Here is a 20,063-nt window from a genome sequence, read left to right as displayed (position 1 = left end):
CACCTCATCTCTCTTTTGTTCCGGACTTGAATGCGGCCCCTTTTCCCTGCTCCAGGAACTTTTGCGGATCGAGCCTGCCGTACAGCTCAATCATTTTCGCAACCAGGCCGGTCCAGCCGGTCTGATGACTGGCCCCGAGGCCGGCCCCGTTGTCGCCGTGGAAGTATTCATAGAACAGGATATGGTCGTGCCAATGTTGGTCTTCCTGGAACTTCTTGGCGCCGCCATACAGCGGCCGTTTGCCCTGCGCGTCACGCAGAAAGATGCGCGTCAGCCGGTCGGCGATTTCCTTGCTGACTTCGAACAGGTTCATCATGCGACCGGACCCGGTGGGACACTCGATTTTGAAGTTGTCCCCGTAATAGAGGTAGTAGGCCAGCAGTGCCCGAATGATCAGGGCGTTGACCGGCATCCAGATCGGTCCACGCCAGTTCGAGTTCCCGCCGAACATGCCGTTGTTCGACTCAGCCGGCAGGTAATCCACCCGGTAGATCTGCCCACCGACGTGAAAGACATAGGGGTGATCCCTGTGATATTTCGACAGAGAGCGGATACCATAGGGGCTCAGGAATTCGTTCTCGTCCAGCATCTTGGAGAGAATCCGGCGCAGGCGCTCCTCATTGACTAACGCGAGAATGCCGCGATCGGCCACGCCAAAATGACCAGGCCCCGTTTTATGGATGTAGTCGAGCAACTCCGGCATCTGCCGCACGCGCTCTTGAAATGAGGTGGAAGTCTCAGGCACCCGCTCGCGCTGCCAAGCTTCGACGACCGTCGTCGCGCATAGCGGCAGGAGTCCTACCATGGAGCGGACCTTGAGCCTGCTGGCGCTTCCGTCCGGCAACCGAAGGACGTCGTAATAGAACCCGTCCTCCTCGTCCCACATCCCGCCCTCACCCTGTTTGTTCATGGCCGCGGCGATATACAGGAAATGTTCGACGAATTTCCCGACCATGTCTTCATAGGTGCGGTCATGGGAGGTGATTTCGACCGCGAGCTCGCACATGTTCTGCGTGAACAGCGCCATCCAGGCGGTGCCGTCCGCCTGTTCCAGATGCCCGCCGGTGGGCAGAGGGGCACTTCGATCGAACACGCCGATATTGTCGAGACCGAGGAAGCCGCCCTCGAACACGTTCTTCCCGAATCGGTCCTTCCGATTCACCCACCAGGTGAAATTGAGCAACAGTTTGTTGAACGCCGACTTGAGAAAATCGAGGTCGCCTTCGCCGCGCATGGCTTGTTCGGCACGATGGAGGAAGAGCGTCGCCCAGGCGTGGACCGGTGGGTTGACGTCGCTGAAGTTCCACTCATAGGCAGGGATCTGCCCGCTTGGGTGTAGATACACCCTCTGAAACATGAGTTGCATCTGCCGCTTGGCGAAGTCGGGATCGACGATCGAGAGCGGCAAGGTGTGGAATGCGAGATCCCACGCTGCGTACCAGGGATATTCCCACTTGTCCGGCATCGAGATGATGTCCCGATTGACCATGTGAAACCAGTCGCGATTGCGGAAATCCCGGCTCTCTCGATGAAGGGGATGGGCCCGGTGTTCATCGAGCCACTGATCCGCGTCGAGGAAGTAGAATTGCTTGCTCCAGAGCATGCCGGCAAGGGCCTGGCGCATGACATTCGCCTCATCCGAGGATACCGATGGCGGGGTCACGGCTCGGTAGAACTCATCGGCCTCGCGCGTGCGAGTGTTCAGGATCTCGTCGAAGGCTGTCCCAAACGGGACGGCCTCGCCCTTCTCTTTTGCACCAGTGGGGATCGACGTCTTGGCGCACAGGCGGAGCCGAACGGTTCCCGACTTGCCTGGACCGACCGTGAGCCGGTAATGAGGCGAGACTTTCGTTCCGGTCTGGTTCGGGTTCACGGCATTCTGGCGTCCATGCACGACGCACTCGTTAATGCCGTCTTTCACATAGGGGCTGGCGTTCGGATGGTCGGGGAATAGCCGATCGTTGTTCGTCTCGTTGTCGGTGAAGAGGAGCGGCACGTCGCCCTCGCAATACAGCAGGTACTCGCCCAGTTCCGCGTGCGAGGCCTCGACCGCTCCGATCCCCTTTCCCGCCTTAACCTGCTTGAGTACCGGCTTCTTCGCATGGGTGGCGAGCCAGGAAGCCCAGTTGTTCCTGAACCACAAGGTGGGCAGTACGTGCAACTCGGCCTCTTCCGGTCCCCGGTTGGCTACCGTGATCTGGATGAGAATGTCCTCGGGCGAGGCTTTGGCGTATTCGACGAACACATCGAAGTACCGGTCTTCGTTGAAGACCCCGGTATCGAGCAACTCGTACTCCATGACCTCCCGGCTTCGGCTCCTGTTCGTCTGGACCAGGTCGTCATAGGGAAACGCCGCTTGCGGGTACTTATAGAGGTACTTCATGTAGGAGTGCGTCGGCGTGCTGTCGAGGTAAAAATAGTATTCTTTGACGTCCTCGCCGTGGTTGCCCTCGCTGTTGGTCAGGCCGAACAAGCGCTCCTTCACAATGGGATCCTTCCCGTTCCAGAGGGCCAGCGCGAAGCAGAGCCGCTGCTGCTCGTCGGAGATCCCGCCCAGTCCGTCCTCGCCCCAGCGATAGGCCCGGGAGCGGGCATGGTCGTGGGTAAAATAATTCCACGCATCCCCTCCCTCGCTGTAATCCTCGCGGACCGTCCCCCACTGGCGTTCGCTTAAATAGGGTCCCCAGCGTTTCCACGCCGGCCCGTCCGTCAGCAGCCGGGCCTGTTCAACCGTCGGTCCTTTTCGCTCGCCACCGACAACCTGCTCATCCTGTTTGGTTTTACTCGTGCGTTTCACTCGTTCACCGCCTGTTCTCGATGGTCCTTTCGTCATACGTCTCCTCACGCCCTGTGATACCAATGATCCGCTATTTCTACTTCAGTAACTTCTCCGCCGCCTCTCGAAGCTCGATCGATTTGGGATTGCCGACTTCTTTCGTCACAATGACGTCCGTCGGCCGCACGTCTTTGCCGTAGTAGGCCTTATTGCTGTCGTTGGAGATGGTCACCATCGATCCATCCAGGGCAATCCCGGCAAAGGCCCCTTTCTTTTTCGCATAGGCCACGATATCAGCCGTAATACCTTTCGCCGATGTGCCGGCGCCGACCGGACCGACGGCCACGCCGACATTGGCCCCCAGCTTGAAGTCGTTGGTGTAGAACTGCTCCAGCCCTTTCTTCGTCCTTACCACCAAGACCATTTCGGAAACATCGGCTCCGACCTGCAGGCCAAAGCTCGCCGATCCGATGTTGTAGAAGAGCGGATCGGACCAGTGCCCGGTTTTCTCATCTCGCGCGATCAGGACGCCGCTGCCGCCCGCGCCGCCGAACATGAAGGCGCCGCGCATGAACTGCGGGATGATGAACAGCCCTTTGGCATCTTCGCCGAGTTGTTTGATCGATCCTTTCAGCCCTGCCTCGGCCGTGAACGCCTCCAACGTCATCTTTGCCCGGTCCACGAGCTGTTGTTGCTGGGTGAAATCCTCAGAGCGAGCGGTGACGGGGAGGAGCGAAACGAAGACGGTCAGGACTGCTGCTACCAACGTTCCTCCCGTTCGACTCCTCAGATGGTTGTGGATTGAAGCAGACATGGAAACCTCCTCTGTTAGGGTTGTGTGTTAGGGTTGCGATACACCGTTACGCTGTGTCACCGCTTCCGGCGATCCGGCCGGAGGATACTGTAATGTGCCCTTCAACTCCGTGATCTTGTCGGTTGGAAAATTCGGCAGATACAGCGACTGCTGAGCCCGCCATTCCTTGACCTTGGTCTCGGCATTTCGTATGCGACTCTCGTCCATCGGCCGGCCTGGAAGTTCGTACTGAATTTGCGACGGGAGCGCCAGTTCCGTCCCGGCCTCCGCGACGAGGTCCATGATCCGTAAATTGAGATCCTCGGCCACTTCCAGCGATTCACTGTAATCGGTGACTCCTATGTAGGCAAATACGTCGAGATTCAGAGAGGCATCACCGAATTCCGTGAATCTTACCCAAAGCGGCTCCGGAAGCACCTTGGGATGGGCATAGAGCATCTTCCTGGCCTCCACCAACAGGAACCGGATTTGGTCCGGCGTGGTTTCCGGCCGGAGCTTGAGACGGGGATGGTACCAGAAGCGGTCTCGCCGAGAAAGATTGGTCAGATGCATGTAGGCGAATTCGGCGTTGGGCACGCTGATGAGGCTGCGATCCAGCGTACGGATCAGCGTGGCCCGCAGACCGATCTCCTCGACCGTCCCGAGCTGGTCGCCGAACCGGCAGAAATCTCCCACGCGGACCGGCTGGGCTGTATAGAGCGTAACGGCGCCGAAGACGTTTTCCAGCGTTTTCTGGGAGGCCAGCGCGACGGCCACTCCGCTGATGCTGAGCCCTGCCAGCAGCGTGGTGACTTCATACCCGAGGTTCTCAAGCCAGAGCAGCAACGCTCCGACCAGCGTCGTGAGTTTCGCCAGTCTGCTGATCGGACGGAGAAACAGCTTCGCGCCGCCCAGCCCGGCAGTCTGAAGCCGGTCGGCGATTCGCTGCGCCGCGAGATCCAGCGCCCGCAGGACCATCCAGGCCAACGCCACGACGAGCACCGTCTTCGCTTCCGCGAGCGCCTTGAGGACGACCGACGTGTGGAGTGTCTGCATCAGGGAGCGGACCAACAGCACCCACAACAACAAACGAATCGGTCCCGTGAAAAACTGTTCCAGCTCGGGAGGCGCATCGGGACGAAACCGGCGCAGCAGCCGCAGCACCGCGGTCGCGAACAGCATCGCGACCGGAAAGGCGGCGGCGCTGATGATCACCCACGCCACCCACCACAGAATTTCGATTCCTAAGATCCGGTAATCGAAGAACCACGGAGGCAGGATCGTCTCCAGCCGCCCATATCCGAACTCTGCATGGAGCTTTGGAATTTGGGCCACGGTCGCAGAGGCCACTTTCCAGATGTAGACCCCGTCTTCACGAATGACCCGCTCCAGGAAGAGGTCATAAATTTTGGTTTCACCGGTAATCCGCCCGATACGGTCCCGCCCTTCCGCCAATCCGTCGCTCGGATCGCCCGTGGGATTCACACTGAGCGCTTCGAGATCCGGAAACAGCTCTCGTCCCAACACCATCCTAAGTTGCCGAGCCAATGCAGGTCCGTCCGATTGCATCTCGGATGGGAGATCGAGATACTGGGCTGCCCGTTCGAAATCGCGGTTTCTCGTCGCCTGGAGGAATCCTACAAAGCTCGTGCGCGGTGTGCCGCGGCTCAACTCATCTTCCGGCGCGCCGGCAATCTCCGCGGCCGGTCCAACAACCTGTGCCCGGCTTTGCAACGCTTTTTTGACCGTAGGCTCGGACTGGGCCGTTTCAGCGACAGTGTTGTCAGTCCATCCGACGAAGCAGACAAGCGCGAACAAGAGGATGGCACCGCTCGATTTTTCAGCTAGGAGCATGGGTGTGACCTCCTGGCGTGAGCCGTACCAGGAGCGGCCTGCCGAGCGTTTGCCGAGGTTCCAGCGCGCCGAACAGCAAACCGTGATACTGACCGCCGAGCATGGACCGAATGTGAGGCTGCATACATGTCCATCGCGGCGGTTCGAACGAAGGTCTGTTAAGGACTAGTAAGGACTAGAATTCAACCGGCACGGAGCCGGGCGCAATCTGCCTGCGCCCGGCTCTCTCCATCTCATGCGATTCGGACAGGCATGACGCCGTCCGTTAGGCTAGTAGGTCAACGGAATGGCTTTGGCCAACTCCATGTTCACGATCGACCGAACCTTGGTCTCAATCTGAATGTAGCGTGCCGCCTTGGACCAGGAGAGCACCTTGCTGACCTTGTTGGCATAGGTGCGCCTCAGTTTCACCTCGGATTCCTGGACCGTCAGGGCCTCGTTCAAGAGTTTCTTCGCCGTATTGTTCTCGACCGGACCCTTGTTGAAGGCATCCGCATACTCTTTGATCGTCTTCCCCAGGGTGTGATTGAGCTTGTCGAGGTCCTTCTGGTATTGGTCGTACAGAGGCCAGAAGGCTTTCTCTTCCGCTTCGGAGAGATCCATGTTCGAAGCGACGAGCAACTTTTTGTCCGCCTTCAGCTTCTCCATCAGGATTTCCATGTTGGTGTCGGCTGCGCTCTGCGCAAACGCCGGCGCGGCAATGAAAACGGCAAGGGTGAGCACGATCGAGGTGACTACTCGCATGCGAAACTCTCCTTTCAAGTATGGGTTATTGGGAATGACACGGAAGGACTCCTGACAGGAATCTCTAAACCGGTCGGCTACCTAACATCGGGATGATGGTACGCAACACCATCCCGCCGAAATCGGACATCACGGTCGGTCCCGGCCTGATGGAAGAGCCAACAGAACACTTATACTGAATGTGCGAGAGCCTGGTCAACGTAGAAAAACAGACTTACATGATTTCATGTTCGTACCAGCCGAGCGGATGTCAGACCGAACCTACAGGACCACGGCCATGAACTAGGACCTCGGCCATGAACCCGCCCGCCGGAATCGCGAGAACGGGACAGCGAGACTCCCGTAACACCCGCTCGCTGTGACTTCCGCGCAGCGCATCGAGAAACCCGTTGCGTCCGTCCGTGGTCATCACGATGAGGTCCGCATCCGTCTCCCCCGCAGCCTGATGGATGGCCTCAATCACCTCGCCGCTCTTGGTCATTCGGTTCCAGCGCCACCCGTCAACCTCCGGGCAAGTCAACTCCGGCATGGCCCCTTCCTCACCGACGTGCAGGAGGGTAAACAGGCCGGACTCGCAGTGGAGCCTGGAAACTATCCTAGCGACCGCCTGAACGGCCGGCTGCGCGGAGGGAACCGGCGCCACGGGAATCAGGATGTTCTTCAGGGAGATCGATCCGTCATTGAGGGACACAAAACCTTCCACACCCTTCGGAATAAAGAGCGTCATCACCCGCGACTTGCGGGCGACGCCGGTCGCGATGGATCTGTTGAACCACTGGACCCCGCTTTTGCTCTGGTCGGTCGCCAGCACGACGAGATCCGTGCCGTGCTGATCGAGATAGGCCGCGACGGATTCGACCGGGTCGCTGTGAATCATCTGCACCTTTTGGACCTTGATCCCCAGTTTCGACACATCCGCTCGCTCGCTGTTCTTCGGGAGCAGGCCCCAACGCTCCAGGGTCTCTCGGACTCCGGGAAAGTCTGTCCACGAATTGTCTCGACGGCCCGACACATGCAGGACGGTCAGCGTGGCCTTGGCGGTCAGCGCGGCGACCAGCGCGTGGGTAAACGCCGCCTGGCCGGCTTCAGAGAAGTCGGACGGATGAACAATGCGTTGGAGAACGGGACCCTCGAACAAATTGCTTGTAACCATAGGCCTCCTCGAACGATTCCTACACACGAATGAAGAGCGACTCTAACCGGGCATCCCGAGATTTTTCAAGGTAAAACTGGAGACCGTCACCCTCCGTCGCTTGCCATGCCGTAGCCGGCAACCACGCCGAAGCAGCCTTGAAAATCCAGCTGTTCTCAGATAGAGTCCTGCCGCCCCATCCGGTGTTCCAGCATATGGCCAATGGTTTACCCAATCGCCTCGGTCTGGCTCTGCGAGCGGCAGGACTGATCTTCTTGATCGGCACCTCGAACGCGTGGGGCGGCTCCAGCGTGAGCATTCCGAAACCGAACGAGAAACTGTTGCCGCCTCCTTCGCCTCCCTCCCTGGCGCGCTCAGTGGTCAATATGGAGGTCAGTCTTTCGGCAGAAGAACTGGCCCTCCTGGTGGATCAGACGTTTCCTCCCGTCGTCGCCCGTGAAGACGGGTGGAACGATGCTGCCCTGTTGCCGGGGAGAGATGATCTTCGCTTCCTCTATCGGCTGCATCGGGGTGGGTTTCGGTATCAAATGCGCCAGGACCGGCTCGAGTTGACGTTCAACGACATCCGATACAGAATTTGGGCCCGCCGCCCCGGAACTGAGCGGGTGGAAGAGGGGAGCTGCGGGCATGGGGATGACCCCCCGAAACGCATCCAGGTCGTTGCTCATACGGCAGTCAGCTGGTCGGATGCTTGGCGGCTCAACCCGCAGACGAGCTTTGATCCTCCGGCCTTTGTCGACGACTGCCGGCTCCAACCACTGAACGTCGACGCCACCCCGATGTTGCAGTCCCTGGTGCAGTCCAGGCTGTCGGTTCTGGCGGAAAAGATCGACCGGAAAATCGACGAGCACAACGCCGGAAAACAGCGAGCGGCGGTCATCTGGAAGAAGCTACAAGAGCCGGTCGAGCTGATGTCGAACCGATGGCTCACGCTCAACCCTGTCGACGCGCGGGTCGGCCCGATCGACTCCGACGGCGGCTTGCTGATCAAGACGTCGGTCAACCTGATCATGGAACCCAAGATCCTCGACCGCAAGCCGCCCTCCCAGGACCGACCGCTTCCCTCGCTGGAGATGGCGCCGGCCACGATGGGCGGCTCTCGGTTGCTGTACCCGGTGTTTGTGGATTACGCAAAAATCAACGGCCGGCTCGAGCGCATGCTTGTCGGCCAGAACATCGATACCCCGCTTGGGGAGCCGATCACGATCACCGGCGTGGAACTTTACGGTAGCGGCAGCAAATTGATCGTGGCGATCAAGGTGAAGGGCGGGGTCAACGGCACGCTCTATTCCACCGGCGTTCCGGTGTTCGACGAGCCAAGTCGATCCATCAAATTCAGGGATCTGGATTTCACGATGGATACCAAGAATATGCTGGTACGCGGAGCGGAGCGGTTCTGGCGCGACACGTTGCTTGAGAAAATGGAATCGGAAATTTTCGTGGATCTTGCCGAGCCCCTGATGCTCATGCAGACCCGCCTCAACGAGGCGCTGACGCGGGAGCTGGCTCCCGGCGCCAGGCTGGAGGGAAGATTCACGAAGCTGCTTCCCGCCGGCATCTATCCCGTCACCGGAGGCGTTGAGGTCCAGATGATCGCTCAGGGCACCGTGCGGCTGGTGTTGCAATGAGCGGAAGGGGCGTCTGGAAACGATCCATGGCGGGCCCGATGAAGATAGGCCCGACATGACCGTACCAACACTTCACAACAGGAGGATGACCATGCGGATGTTTCGTCTAGGGATTGTTACAATCTGTGGACTCATGATGATCGCGACCGGCTGCACGACCTACTATCGGGTCACTGATCCGGCAAGCGGGAAGGAGTACTACACAACCAAAGTCGGCGAAAAGGGAAGATCCGGAGCGGTCAAGATCAAGGATGACAAGAGCGGGAGCACGGTTACGCTCCAGTCTTCCGAAGTCAGAGAGATCACAGAGGACGAGTACAAAGCGGCGACCGGCAAGCAGTAGTCGGCAACAGCTCGCACACTCTCCTAGAATGTTGGACCCGATGCGTAGAGTCGTTCATTTCCTCCTTGTCGCAACTCTCTCCGTTGGTCTCGTCGGCTGTGAATACGTCCGTCCCACATTGAACGCGCCGCTGGCCAAGTGGGACCCCCACTATGGGTATCGTTTTCCCAACCTCGCGCCTGCGGAGGAGGGCAACTCCGACAGTCTGTTCGTGGTGGCGTCTTTTTCCGGGGGCGGCACGCGAGCCTCCACGCTCGCGTTCGGGGCCTTGCGTGTCCTGGCCCGGCAACCCATTACCTGGGAAGGGAAGACCAAGCGGTTGCTCGACGAACTGGACGTGATCTTTGCGCTGTCCGGCGGGACCTTCACCGGCGCTTACTACTCGCTCTTCGGAGAGCGCATCTTCCACGACTTCGAATACCGGTTCTTGCGGAAGGACTGGGAGAGCGAGCTGAGACACCGCATCATGCGCTCGCCGAGTAACTGGGTTCGCCTCTGGTCCCCCTACTTCGGTCGCATCCATATCATGTCCGAATTGCTGGACGAGGCACTGTATGACGGCAAGACCTACGGCGATCTCGTGAACCAGAAGACCAGGCCTGGCTTGCTGATCCATGCGTCGGATATGGCCACTCTGTCGCGGTTTGAATTCATCCAACCTCAGTTCGACATGCTGTGCTCCGATCTCAGCCGACTGCCGATCGCCTATGCCTCGGCCGCCTCGGCGGCGCTGCCCCTGGTGTTGAGCCCGATCACGCTCAAGAATTACGCGGGGGGCTGCGGTTACCAGCCACCGGACTGGTTGGAAACTGCCGCCCACTCAGCCAGACCAGGGCAGCGCCAGCGGGCGAAGGAGCTGCTTTCCTACCTGGATGTTGAGAAACGACCCCAGATCCATCTCCTCGACGGAGGGCTCTCGGACAATATGGCGCTCAGGGGCGTCCTGGAGGGCTCGGCGGTGGCGGGAGGGCTGGATCAAGCGCTCAAAAACGCCGGGGTCAAGAAGGTCAAGAAGCTGGTCTTCATCGCGGTGAACGCTGAAACGAGTCCCGACGTGAGGGAGTACCGCAGCGATCACATCCCCAGCATCTCACGGGTGTTCAACGCGCTGGTGGACATTCCGATCAATCGCTACTCAGCGGATACGCTGTTGATCATGCGACTAGGCGTGGAGAAGTGGCGGGAACAGCTGCGCGCCCGTAAGCTTGCCTCGGCGGGCAGGGTTCTCCTGGGAAGTCCCCAAGACAACGACAGCCTGTTTACGGAAGATGCGGATGTGTACTTCATCGATGTGAGTCTGGGAGCCGTGGCCGACGCGGAGGAACAGCAGTCTCTCATGAAAATTCCCACGACGCTGTACCTGACCGACGAACAGATCGAACGTCTGCTCTCCGCCGCGACGAAACTGATTTATCGCGACCCGGAATTTCAGCGGCTGATGCGCGATTTGCAGTAGATGGCACCATGGACCACCCGGTCACAGCGGTCGCCAAGGAGGATACCATGATGCGATGGAAGAATAGCGTGCTGTTGACGGTTGCGACGGCTTTTAGTCTGCTCACCTTGACAGGTTTTCTGGGGGCGAAGGGAGACAGCCAGAAAGAGAAGCGCGAGAACATTCGCAGCATGCAGCGCCAGACCCTCGCCGACCTGTACAAGGAAAAGCCAAGCGTGAAGGCCAGGCTGGAGCACGCCGCCGGCTATGCGGTGTTCAGCAACATGAACGTCAAGATCTTCATGCTCGGCAGCGGCAACGGGTACGGAGTGGCCGTGGACAATGCCACCAAGCAGGAAATCTTCATGAAGATGATCGAGGTAGGAGGAGGCCTGGGCTTCGGTGTCTCGGATTTGCGCGCCGTCATGATCTTTCATGAAAAAGAAGACTTTAAGAAGTTCGTCGAGAAGGGAATCGAGTTCTCGGGGAAGGCCGGAGCGGAGGCTCAATCAGGCGACCAGGGCATGGCGATGCGTCAGGAGCAGAAGCTCGCGGGGGCCGGAGAAAAAGATGTGCAACTCTTCCAGGGAGTGGAAGTGTATCAGTTCACCAAGAACGGCCTCATGGGACAAGCGATGCTGTATGGAACGAAGTACTGGAAGGACGACGAACTGAACTAGCAGGCTGTTTATATGGACTCCCCCTGAAAAAGTCCTCCAACGTCGTTCTCGCGTCGCTCAGAGGCTCAACGTACGGCCTGGGTAAACGCCTGTTCCGACAGGTGATGGGTGGGCCGGGTAAAAATAGGTTACGATTCCGCCTCTTCGCTCGTTGCGGCCTTGTTGGAAGGCCTTTTTGAACACCCTGCGGGGCATTCTGATTCGGTCCGTGACCTCGTGACGCCCAGGATTATCGATGGTAAGATGGATTTTCAACAACCTGCTAGGCGTATAGGTCATAATCATTAGGAGAAGGAGGCGCCCATGACGACATTTCGTGTGTTTCTACCAACCGTTTTGTTAATGGCAGCCATGGTCTGTGCGAGCTCTAGTGCTTTGGCGGCCGAGGATTATTCGTCCACGATCGACAAATTCAAATCTTCAGAGCAGGTGAAACCGTTTTTTGAGAATGCGTACGGATACGCGGTCTTTCCTCTCATCGGGAAAGGGGGTCTGGGGGTCGGCGGCGCATATGGGCAGGGACAAGTCTACCGCGAAGGGAAGGTGACCGGCAAAACAAGGCTGATCAAGCTCTCATTCGGTTTCCAGGCTGGAGGCCAGGGGTTCTGTGAAATCATCTTCTTCAAAGATAAGCGCGCCTATGATGAGTTTACGAGCGGGGATTTTGCCTTCGACGCCACAGCCTCAGCAGTAGCCATTACTGCCGGGGCGCAAGCCCAGGCCGGGTCAACGGGAGGATCAGCGGGAGTCAGTGCCGGACCGAAATCCGGTGCACAACTCGCGACAGACTACCACAAGGGAATGGCCGTCTTTACGCAAGCGATAGGCGGTCTGATGTATGAGGCGGCCATTGGAGGTCAAAAGTTCAGCTTTGAGCCCCTCTAAGCGACCGGGATTGTGTCGTGGAGGTGGGCGAGGTCGAGATGCAGTCGCGGATAACCTCGCCCGCCAGCCTCTCATACATCAGCACATGAAATTCATTCATAATCCGTTCGCCCTGAGCTTGTCGAAGGGCAGTCCTGAGCACAGATCGAAGGTTCACCACAAACGTATTTCTGGGACATCACACAAATCTTGATGTCACCCCCTGTGGTCCGAAGCTCTGGCTTCGGGGCATTCGTGCCTCTTACTTTTTCTTTCCCTCGTAGGGCTCCGAGACGGCAATCTTGATGATCTTAATGACATGGCCGTCGCGCAGCGCGCGCACCCTAAACCCGACGGATCACGTACTAAAAAAACCGGGCAGATGACGTGCTTGCCACACGCTGCAGCTCTGGATTGAGAAATCTAAAGTCACAGTTTATAATTCTCATCTATGCGCTACATTCGACGTCAGCTGGAAAGCCAGGTGTTGCAAGCGGTGAAACGCTTTCCGGCCGTGGTGCTGACCGGGCCGCGCCGTGCCGGCAAGACAGTGCTGCTGCGCCGGTTGTTTCCCAAGGCCAGCTATTTCCTGCTCGAAGATCCCGACGTGGTGGCGCGGCTTCGAGCTGATCCGCAAGGCTTCCTTGACGCCGTGCCGATACCCGCAATCCTTGACGAGGTGCAGAATGTACCGGAGGTATTCGCGTTTGTGCGCTCACGGATTGATCGACGGCCGCGGCGCGTGGGCCAGTGGCTGCTGACCGGTTCGCAAGAGTCGCCGCTGATGCAGGGCGTGACGGAATCCATGGCGGGGCGGGCGGCGGTGCTGCAACTACTCCCGCTGTCATGGCGTGAGACGCCGAAGGTCAGCCTGTGGCGTGGCGGGTATCCCGAAGTGGTGGCACGCCCGAGCGGGGCGCGCTTATGGTTTAGCTCGTATGTGCAGACCTACCTGGAGCGAGACGTCCGGGCTGTGACGGCGGTGAAGGATCTCGCGCTGTTCCGCCGGTTCCTCGCGCTGCTGGCCAGCCGGCATGGGCAGGTGTTGAATAAGACGGATCTGGCCGCCCCACTGGGTGTGAGTGTGCCGACCATTGCACAATGGCTCGGCATACTGAAAACGACGGCGCAAATCCTGATCGTACCGCCGTTTTACGAGAACCTCGGCAAACGCCTGATCAAGTCGCCCAAGATCTATGTTGCCGATGCTGGCCTCGCGTGCCATTTGCTGGGCATCGAGACGCCGGGAGAACTCGCCCGGTCGCCGTTTCGTGGTGCGTTGTTTGAAGGCTTCATCGCAGCAGAGATGGCCAAGGCCCAGGTGAACGCGGGCGACCGGCGCGAGCTATACTATTTCCGCGACGAGCAGGGTCTGGAAGTGGATTTCCTCGTGCCCGGACGCGGCGGCTCGGTGGTACTGGTGGAGTGCAAGGCCGGGCGCACGGTGACGCCTGCCATGGCCATGCCGATGCAGCGGCTGGCTGAGGCGCTGAAACGAACACGCACAAAGGCTCCCGGCACGAGGATGCTTCTCGTGCATCAATCACCGCAGCTGAGCATGCCGACGCATGCTCTCGCTCCCGGCGTGCGGGCGTTGCCGTGGCAGGAATTTCTCGAAGAACTGTGACGATGCCGGAAGCCTAGCCGGTGTGGCGGTCAGTATCGAGATCACCACATATAACGTGCTGGCTGCTGTGGTGCTGCTTTGGGCAGCGGTAGGGCTTGGCTTGGGCAGCCCGTTGTTGCGGGGCGGCGGGATCGAACCGAGCCTCGTGTGAAATAGACCGGCCACGCGGGTCGCGCGATACCCATATCTTACGAATGGCGGGAGGACAGACGCCCCTTATTTTTGCTTTCCCTCGTACGGCTCCGAGACGGCGACCTTAATGACGTGGCCCTTGGGCAGCGGTTCGTAGTCGGTCAGATTGTTGGCGACCGCGACCTGCTCAGGCTTCCAGACGGTATTGGACCGAGCCGCGATGGCCCGCACGTTCTCCCCTTGCCGTGCTTTCACCAGCCTGATGCGGTCTTCGGTGATGGCGGCCCGTTCTTCCACCGACAGAGGCCGGAAGCTCTGTGTCACTTGCCGAAAGACTTGCTCCACACCTTGAAACTCTCTCGTGGGCGCGAATGCGGCGATGAGGTAGACCGTTCCTCCATGCGCAATCCAGGTCATATCAACGGTGAGTTTCGATTCGGCAAACCTGGTCGTGGCGGCCGGCAACCCGTTCACGTTCGTTGGATGGGTCTTGAGCTGCGTCTTGCTCGCGTTCTCCAGGGCCCTCACGCCCTCCCGTGGATCGTCACCCTCAGCCACCGCCTGGAACACCACCGCTCTGTGCCCGTCCTTCGGCGCCGAGACGATCTTGGTGGGCGTATTCTCGACCCGCCAGCCCTCCGGGAACTGGATGAAGAAGTTCAGATCAGGATGACGGAAGGTAGACTCTTCGACGATGCCGTTGGCCGCCCGTTGTCCCACGACCATCCCGTCGAGTCGTTCCAGGAAGGCCTCCTGAGAGGACGAGATCGGCTCGCGGACCGCTCGTGTGATCTGTTTCGCATGTTCGCTGGTGTTCTTCACCCGGTCGGGCGTCGCAGGATGCGAATCGAAGAAACTGGTCCGGCGCGGCTTATTGCTCGAGAGATCCTCCTCCCGGCTCAAAGTATTCAGAAACACGGAGAGTCCCTCCGGGTCCCAGCCGGCCTTGGCCGCCATCTCCTGCCCGATCTTATCCGCCTCGAACTCCTGAGACCGGCTGTAGGGGGAGAACACGAGACTCTGCGCGACATTGCCGACGCCCCCGATGACATGTCCTACGAGCGGACTGACGATCCCGGTCAGCCCCGATGCAATCCCGAACAGGACCGCGAAGGGACCCTGTTTGGAAACCTGCTGGACTGAGTGCCTGGCCGCCACATGGCCGATCTCGTGGCCGACCACGCCGGCCAGTTCATTCTCCGAAGTGACCAGCGCCAGCAAACCGCGGGTGACATAGACGTAGCCGCCGGGAAGCGCAAACGCATTGGGCTCCGCCATGTCGGCTATGTAGAAGCGATGTGTCACGTCCTGCCGTGGGGACTCCTTTACCAGTCTCTGACCCAGCACGTTGAGATAGTCCGTCAACGCCGGATCATCCAATAACCCCATCTGCTGTTCGACCTTTTCAGCCTCCTCTGCGCCGATCCGCTTCTCCTGCTCCACCGTCATCAAGGTCAGTTCTGGTCTGTGACTCACGGGGTTCACCGAGCAAGCGGTCACGCCGAGGAACAGGGGTAACAGAAAGGAGAAACCGCGAAGAGTTCTTGGAACCGAAACCGGAATCATCGACAAGGTCTTCACCATGTTGCCTCACGAGATGGTGGTTCAGGAACGACACAGGCCTCTATCAGCTGCACACTCTAGCATGGGCGATGCTTTAAATGGAGGGATTATCACCGAATCCCACCCGCAGGCATTGCAGGAATGAGGGGGCTCTGATATCGTTCACATCGCTTTTCGAAGAGCCGTCTGCAACATGAGAAAGGAGGGTGGAACCATGTCGATCCGTGCTGCAACCGGTTTGCTCCTATTCCTTGCGCTGTGTGGCAGTCTGCTGCTCTCGACGGCCTGCACTGTAACAGACAGCATCAAGAACACCTTGTCCAGCACGACGCCGAGTGATTGGTATGATGACAATGGGTTGCTTAAGGAGGAATACAAGGCCCTCGCCTTCGCGGCAGTGAACACCGATAACCTGCTGCAGGACATGGCCAGGGGGCGCGGTGAGTATTTGGAATCGATGGGGAAGCTCCTTGGGGTGCCTCCGTCTCACGAGCAGGAGTTTTTCGAGCGAGCGCAGCGTCGCATGGCCGACGGAGAGCTATCTCTCCGACCAAAACCAGAAGAGCTCGTCGCAGCCCTTCGATAGGACTCATCGGCTGCCAAGCCGGTGGGCAAGCCGGTGGGATAGGGACGATCTGAGTGAACGGACAGAAGGTCGTCGCCGTAACCGATGCTGTCCGCAATCTTCGAAAGGCAAGGTCGATGACCATGAGCTTGATCGCCGGGAAGGGCTGCTATTCGCGCAGGTCGTTCCTGCGGACGACCTGCCTCCTGTTTCTCATCGTCACAACGACAGGCTGTCCCCGCATCGTCTCACTGAAGTACGAACCGACCAATCCTCTGAAAGGACAGGGATCTGTCGGCGCGGTGCCCTTTCGCTATCAACCGTCGGATGAGCATCGCGTGAGTCCGCGTCAGGTTGAAACCGATCCGGCATCGAAAACCAAGTTGTACCTCGCGCAGGAAATCGGTGTCTTCTTCTCAGACGCCCTCCGCAAAGAACTGGACCGGTCGGGGTACCGGACAACAGAGCCGAGCGACCACCTCGTGTCCGGCACCATCACACGATTCTATGTTGACTGGAAAAGCGGACAGGAACGATCGTTCGACCTGGTGGTCGACTATATCGTCCGCTCGGGCGAGCGCACACTTTTTACCTGGCACTGCACGTCGACGCAAAGAGGGCCGAACATGCTGGCGCAGGATGGAATCTTGATTCGCGAGGGGATCACCGATTGCACGCATAGGTTTCTAGCGGCCGCACAGGACGCGGGTGTTTTTTAACGGGCTGCGAAGAACCTCCGTTCGTCCTTCGAGAGCCTCAGGACGAACGGGATGTAAAGCGATTTCTGACGCACTACACTAGCAGTGTGTCGGCCTACAGGCGGGCGATTCTGGAAACCCCGCGATGCGGCCGAGTGCGTGGTCATGTCGTGGGCGGCGTGGCGGGCGGTGCGAACCACTGATCCTTCGGCACGATCTTGGGGTTTGCGGGGTCGTCCTGGTAGGCCGGAGTCATGATCTGCACGCCGTGCTCGTTGAAGAGATCCAGGATGTTGTGGTGCAGCGCGGCATAGAGTTGGGGACTTTCTTGGGGACGATCTGAATGGACGTTCAATTCGTATTGCACCGCGAAGTCGCCCAGCGACGGCAGCAGGACGACCGGCGGAGGGTTCTGCAACACCCCCTCCGTACGCCTTGCCGCCTGGAGCAACAGGGCTTCCACCTGTCGCCAGGAGGTTTCGTAGCCGACTCCCACGGTCGTATGAAGGATCAGCCCTCGCTCCAGCGCGAGCGAGCTGAAATTCGTGACGCTGCTGTTCAGGATCGTGGAATTCGGGATCGTGATTTCTTCGTTCTTGATGGAGCGCAGGTGCGTCACTTGCAGCCGCATGGCGGTCACATCTCCGACCAATTGGTCGATCATGACTCGGTCGCCGACTTTGAAGGCGCGGCGGTAAATCATTGTGTACCCCGCGATGGTGTTGGCGACGACTGAGGATGATCCGAGCGAAAAATGACGCCCAGCAGGATCGATACCCCTTTGAATGCTTCCGAGTCGGATCCCGGCACGTACGGGTACGCGACGACCAATGCGAAGGCGATGATCACCAATCGCAGAATGCGGAAGGTCGGAATCGCCCAGTCAGCATCGAATCCGCTGAGGAAGAACGTGCCCTGTTGAATGGCGGTGAAATACATCTTCAGCAGCTTGAGCGTGTACCGAATGACGACCGCGAGGATGACGAGGAAGATCAGCCTCGGCACCGCATCGATGACGGCCAGTCCCATAGTCCGGAGTGGATCGAGCACGAGCGACAGGAGTCTCGCTGAAAGCGCTTTCGTCCAGGGAAACAGGCCGAGGACGAACTGGCTATGGATGAACAACAGAAAGAGGATGAGAAACGTGCGCACGAGCTGCCCCGATGATCGGATGCCGCTCCAGATCAGTTCTGATTCTACAAACCGGAAGATCTTGCCGCGCAAGCCCTCCACTTTCGTCTGGTATCGTTTTTCCAACAACCGGTCCGCGCGTCTGAACGCCAGGACTAAGAGATACACGGACAGCAAGAACGTCGTGGTCGCACCCACCGCATAGATCGTATGAGTGAAGAGGATCTCCGGATTCCTGTCGTGCCGGTAGACGGCGAGCTCGGTCTTGATACGGCGTTGATACGCCTCGGCCAGAAGTTGGCGTGACACCCCTTCGATCTCCGCATCAGCGTCGTAGACCGTCATCACGAGCTCGTCCGAGAACTTGAGGAGAGAGCGGTCCCTTCGTTCCTCTACATGGAGGGAGTCCAGCGGGAGGCTTTCGTTCGAGGCGACGTCGCGCAGACGTTGTTCGATGAGGCCGGCCCGTTGCCCAGCCGGAAAGGCAGTGACCCCTCGCACTTTGAACAGAACTCGGCCATCCAGCGTTACGGGGGCCATCGGGAGCAACTCCGCCGCGGCGGTGGGCGTCGGGATCGCTCGCTGTTCGGCCGCGTACGACCTGTCCACTACCGCGCCGACGAGCAACAGCACGAGGACGCAGAGGCGGAAGAGGCGGCAACCGATGGTGGAACACGCACGGAGCCCTGAGCGTGGGAATGCTATGTGTGTAGGCGCACGAAAGGACATGCTGGACAGCGGACTCCGGCTGCTCTGTCGCGGAACGGCGTGGTGCAGAAGATATCAAAGGCCGGAAGGCCTTGCAATGTGCCACTCGCCGGCCCGCGTTTCCGGCTGGAGGGGATCGTGAATCGGCTCGAAGTGTACGGGATCTATCCGTCGCCCAGCCGTGTGGAGACTCAGATAATAATGGTGGTGGCTGACGGCTATCTGAATCCGTCCTTGCGATAATGTCTCGATCATTTCTCCCGCGCTGCAGTTGACTCTCAAGCGATCCCACCCTATACAAGTACAAAGGATCTCTACGCGGACTGAGCGGGGCCCAAGTCGGCCCGTCGGTGTTGGCTGCGCAGGGACCAGCAGACAGTTTCGATCCCAGCGAGCCAGGGGTGCAAAACAAAGTGCATAAGGACGACTCCTTCCTCTGCACCGACCAGTATTGCGCGCTATATTGCAGGCGGGCGAAGGCAGAAGTTAAAGGGGTCAGACCCCCATGGCACTACCTTAAGCCGCAAGGCCTCAGGCGTGCGAGAAAAAGGGGTTGGCTAAGCGCCTCGTGTTGTGACCATGGTGGGGTCTACCGTCATGGTCACTATAAGCAGAATTTAAAGGGGTCAGACCCCGTTTGGAATACGTGTCCCTTTTGTCGTCGACACCTTAGCTTATAATGCGGTCATTTCCTTTTATAGCCGGCATCGTAGGTCAACCGTAGAGAAACATTTGATCTTTGGTTCTGAGGTAGGTAGGCTTATCGCTGTAGAAGAGGCTCAATATGACGAAGGTGTACGAGGAGACGATTCTGGAGAAACTCCGGAAGTTGCCCCCGGAACGACTGGCCGAAGTCGAAGACTTTGTCGATTTTCTGGCGCACCGTCAGGCGAATGAGCGTGGTTTGACACAGGCCGCCGGACAACTTGCCACTGCCGCTTTCACTCGAATCTGGGACAACCCCGCCGACGCCGACTATGACCGGCTATGAGTTTGGGGATCTCGTTTTAGTTCCCTTCCCCTTCACGGATCAGTCAGCCATCAAACGTCGCCTTGCTGTGGTTGTCAGCAGCCCTGCCTACCATCGGGCACGCCCGGATCTCCTCATCACGGCCATATGGCCATCACGAGTCAACAGCTCTCGACACTCTCCGTAGGTGAGGTTCAGGTTCAGGACTGGCGAGGTGCGGGGTTGCTCAAGCCGTCCGTCATCAAACCGGTTCTCACCACCATTGATCCAGCTCTCGTGCTCAAAAAACTTGGACGACTCACGTCAACCGATCAGGCCACCCTTCGACATGCCCTCACTACTATTCTTGGATAGCCCATTCATGATCGTAAGAGGACATAATGTTGGTGCCGGCTCGGC

Annotated in this window: 20 protein-coding genes; 12 read left to right on the top strand and 8 right to left on the bottom strand. The window is 59.0% G+C overall.

The genetic code is table 11. The features are described from left to right. Positions 1 to 4: 4 nt before the first annotated feature. The 5 genes from P0120_04785 to P0120_04765 form a co-directional block, all read right to left on the bottom strand. Positions 5 to 2,833 (bottom strand): glucosidase, encoded by a 2,829-nt coding sequence (locus P0120_04785; GenBank protein MDF0673644.1) that lies wholly within the window; start codon positions 2,831 to 2,833, stop codon positions 5 to 7. Positions 2,834 to 2,873: 40 nt separating this feature from the next. Continuing rightward, positions 2,874 to 3,590: a lipid-binding SYLF domain-containing protein gene (locus P0120_04780; protein ID MDF0673643.1), complete on the bottom strand. Its 717-nt coding sequence runs from the start codon at positions 3,588 to 3,590 to the stop codon at positions 2,874 to 2,876. Between the two features lie 27 nt (positions 3,591 to 3,617). After that, positions 3,618 to 5,423, bottom strand: a complete 1,806-nt coding sequence (locus P0120_04775) for a mechanosensitive ion channel family protein (GenBank protein MDF0673642.1) — start codon at positions 5,421 to 5,423, stop codon at positions 3,618 to 3,620. A gap of 270 nt (positions 5,424 to 5,693) precedes the next feature. Then, the gene (locus P0120_04770) at positions 5,694 to 6,167 is read right to left on the bottom strand and encodes a hypothetical protein (GenBank protein ID MDF0673641.1); all 474 of its coding nucleotides are present in this window, start codon (positions 6,165 to 6,167) and stop codon (positions 5,694 to 5,696) included. A gap of 250 nt (positions 6,168 to 6,417) precedes the next feature. Further along, positions 6,418 to 7,320: a universal stress protein gene (locus P0120_04765; protein MDF0673640.1), complete on the bottom strand. Its 903-nt coding sequence runs from the start codon at positions 7,318 to 7,320 to the stop codon at positions 6,418 to 6,420. Positions 7,321 to 7,514: 194 nt separating this feature from the next. Between P0120_04765 and P0120_04760 the strand changes: the two genes are divergently transcribed. The 7 genes from P0120_04760 (at position 7,515) to P0120_04730 (ending at position 14,048) form a co-directional block, all read left to right on the top strand. Beyond that, positions 7,515 to 8,948: a DUF4403 family protein gene (locus tag P0120_04760; protein ID MDF0673639.1), complete on the top strand. Its 1,434-nt coding sequence runs from the start codon at positions 7,515 to 7,517 to the stop codon at positions 8,946 to 8,948. A 91-nt stretch (positions 8,949 to 9,039) separates the two neighbouring features. Then, on the top strand, positions 9,040 to 9,291 hold the full coding sequence (locus P0120_04755; protein MDF0673638.1) for a hypothetical protein: 252 nt from the start codon (positions 9,040 to 9,042) through the stop codon (positions 9,289 to 9,291). Between the two features lie 40 nt (positions 9,292 to 9,331). After that, positions 9,332 to 10,747, top strand: a complete 1,416-nt coding sequence (locus tag P0120_04750; GenBank protein ID MDF0673637.1) for a patatin-like phospholipase family protein — start codon at positions 9,332 to 9,334, stop codon at positions 10,745 to 10,747. A gap of 47 nt (positions 10,748 to 10,794) precedes the next feature. Beyond that, entirely contained in the window at positions 10,795 to 11,406 is a 612-nt protein-coding gene (locus tag P0120_04745) for a hypothetical protein (protein MDF0673636.1), read from the top strand. A 303-nt stretch (positions 11,407 to 11,709) separates the two neighbouring features. Further along, positions 11,710 to 12,291, top strand: a complete 582-nt coding sequence (locus P0120_04740; GenBank protein MDF0673635.1) for a hypothetical protein — start codon at positions 11,710 to 11,712, stop codon at positions 12,289 to 12,291. 430 nt (positions 12,292 to 12,721) lie between these two features. Beyond that, the gene (locus P0120_04735; GenBank protein MDF0673634.1) at positions 12,722 to 13,897 is read left to right on the top strand and encodes an ATP-binding protein; all 1,176 of its coding nucleotides are present in this window, start codon (positions 12,722 to 12,724) and stop codon (positions 13,895 to 13,897) included. Positions 13,898 to 13,919: 22 nt separating this feature from the next. Next, complete coding sequence (locus tag P0120_04730) at positions 13,920 to 14,048, top strand: hypothetical protein (protein MDF0673633.1); 129 nt, start codon at positions 13,920 to 13,922, stop codon at positions 14,046 to 14,048. A gap of 65 nt (positions 14,049 to 14,113) precedes the next feature. On the opposite strand, the gene P0120_04725 is transcribed toward P0120_04730, so the two are convergent. Then, positions 14,114 to 15,613, bottom strand: a complete 1,500-nt coding sequence (locus P0120_04725; protein MDF0673632.1) for a M48 family metalloprotease — start codon at positions 15,611 to 15,613, stop codon at positions 14,114 to 14,116. Between the two features lie 193 nt (positions 15,614 to 15,806). Here P0120_04725 and P0120_04720 point away from each other — a divergent pair, with 193 nt between their 5' ends. After that, on the top strand, positions 15,807 to 16,178 hold the full coding sequence (locus P0120_04720; protein ID MDF0673631.1) for a DUF3015 family protein: 372 nt from the start codon (positions 15,807 to 15,809) through the stop codon (positions 16,176 to 16,178). A gap of 53 nt (positions 16,179 to 16,231) precedes the next feature. After that, on the top strand, positions 16,232 to 16,876 hold the full coding sequence (locus tag P0120_04715) for a hypothetical protein (GenBank protein MDF0673630.1): 645 nt from the start codon (positions 16,232 to 16,234) through the stop codon (positions 16,874 to 16,876). Between the two features lie 142 nt (positions 16,877 to 17,018). On the opposite strand, the gene P0120_04710 is transcribed toward P0120_04715, so the two are convergent. Together P0120_04710 and P0120_04705 are read right to left on the bottom strand one after the other, a co-directional pair. Further along, positions 17,019 to 17,558, bottom strand: coding sequence for a mechanosensitive ion channel (locus P0120_04710; protein MDF0673629.1), 540 nt, complete (start codon positions 17,556 to 17,558; stop codon positions 17,019 to 17,021). Next, on the bottom strand, positions 17,555 to 18,331 hold the full coding sequence (locus tag P0120_04705; GenBank protein ID MDF0673628.1) for a hypothetical protein: 777 nt from the start codon (positions 18,329 to 18,331) through the stop codon (positions 17,555 to 17,557). The genes P0120_04710 and P0120_04705 overlap by 4 nt, the downstream gene beginning before the upstream one ends. Positions 18,332 to 18,382: 51 nt before the next feature. Here P0120_04705 and P0120_04700 point away from each other — a divergent pair, with 51 nt between their 5' ends. From P0120_04700 to P0120_04690, 3 genes are all read left to right on the top strand, one after another. Continuing rightward, on the top strand, positions 18,383 to 18,676 hold the full coding sequence (locus P0120_04700) for a hypothetical protein (protein ID MDF0673627.1): 294 nt from the start codon (positions 18,383 to 18,385) through the stop codon (positions 18,674 to 18,676). Between the two features lie 802 nt (positions 18,677 to 19,478). Continuing rightward, positions 19,479 to 19,685, top strand: coding sequence for a DUF2281 domain-containing protein (locus P0120_04695; protein ID MDF0673626.1), 207 nt, complete (start codon positions 19,479 to 19,481; stop codon positions 19,683 to 19,685). A 126-nt stretch (positions 19,686 to 19,811) separates the two neighbouring features. Further along, a complete protein-coding gene (locus tag P0120_04690; GenBank protein ID MDF0673625.1) occupies positions 19,812 to 20,018 on the top strand; it encodes a hypothetical protein in 207 nt (68 codons plus the stop codon). Positions 20,019 to 20,063 lie beyond the last annotated feature (45 nt).

The sequence above is a fragment of the Nitrospira sp. genome (genome assembly GCA_029194675.1).
GTDB lineage: Bacteria > Nitrospirota > Nitrospiria > Nitrospirales > Nitrospiraceae > Nitrospira_D.
The sequence above is the reverse complement of the archived record's forward strand: the minus strand, read 5'-3'. Positions and strand labels throughout refer to the sequence as shown.

Coding starts and splice junctions, on each gene's coding strand:
- P0120_04720 (MDF0673631.1), top strand. CDS start 15,807: ATGTCGATCCGTGCTGCAACCGGTTTGCTCCTATTCCTTGCGCTGTGT.
- P0120_04765 (MDF0673640.1), bottom strand. CDS start 7,320: ATGGTTACAAGCAATTTGTTCGAGGGTCCCGTTCTCCAACGCATTGTT.
- P0120_04735 (MDF0673634.1), top strand. CDS start 12,722: ATGCGCTACATTCGACGTCAGCTGGAAAGCCAGGTGTTGCAAGCGGTG.
- P0120_04725 (MDF0673632.1), bottom strand. CDS start 15,613: ATGGTGAAGACCTTGTCGATGATTCCGGTTTCGGTTCCAAGAACTCTT.
- P0120_04740 (MDF0673635.1), top strand. CDS start 11,710: ATGACGACATTTCGTGTGTTTCTACCAACCGTTTTGTTAATGGCAGCC.
- P0120_04780 (MDF0673643.1), bottom strand. CDS start 3,590: ATGTCTGCTTCAATCCACAACCATCTGAGGAGTCGAACGGGAGGAACG.
- P0120_04770 (MDF0673641.1), bottom strand. CDS start 6,167: ATGCGAGTAGTCACCTCGATCGTGCTCACCCTTGCCGTTTTCATTGCC.
- P0120_04705 (MDF0673628.1), bottom strand. CDS start 18,331: ATGACGGTCTACGACGCTGATGCGGAGATCGAAGGGGTGTCACGCCAA.
- P0120_04755 (MDF0673638.1), top strand. CDS start 9,040: ATGCGGATGTTTCGTCTAGGGATTGTTACAATCTGTGGACTCATGATG.
- P0120_04760 (MDF0673639.1), top strand. CDS start 7,515: ATGGCCAATGGTTTACCCAATCGCCTCGGTCTGGCTCTGCGAGCGGCA.
- P0120_04690 (MDF0673625.1), top strand. CDS start 19,812: ATGGCCATCACGAGTCAACAGCTCTCGACACTCTCCGTAGGTGAGGTT.
- P0120_04700 (MDF0673627.1), top strand. CDS start 18,383: ATGGAGGGAGTCCAGCGGGAGGCTTTCGTTCGAGGCGACGTCGCGCAG.
- P0120_04710 (MDF0673629.1), bottom strand. CDS start 17,558: ATGATTTACCGCCGCGCCTTCAAAGTCGGCGACCGAGTCATGATCGAC.
- P0120_04745 (MDF0673636.1), top strand. CDS start 10,795: ATGATGCGATGGAAGAATAGCGTGCTGTTGACGGTTGCGACGGCTTTT.
- P0120_04695 (MDF0673626.1), top strand. CDS start 19,479: ATGACGAAGGTGTACGAGGAGACGATTCTGGAGAAACTCCGGAAGTTG.
- P0120_04775 (MDF0673642.1), bottom strand. CDS start 5,423: ATGCTCCTAGCTGAAAAATCGAGCGGTGCCATCCTCTTGTTCGCGCTT.
- P0120_04785 (MDF0673644.1), bottom strand. CDS start 2,833: ATGACGAAAGGACCATCGAGAACAGGCGGTGAACGAGTGAAACGCACG.
- P0120_04750 (MDF0673637.1), top strand. CDS start 9,332: ATGCGTAGAGTCGTTCATTTCCTCCTTGTCGCAACTCTCTCCGTTGGT.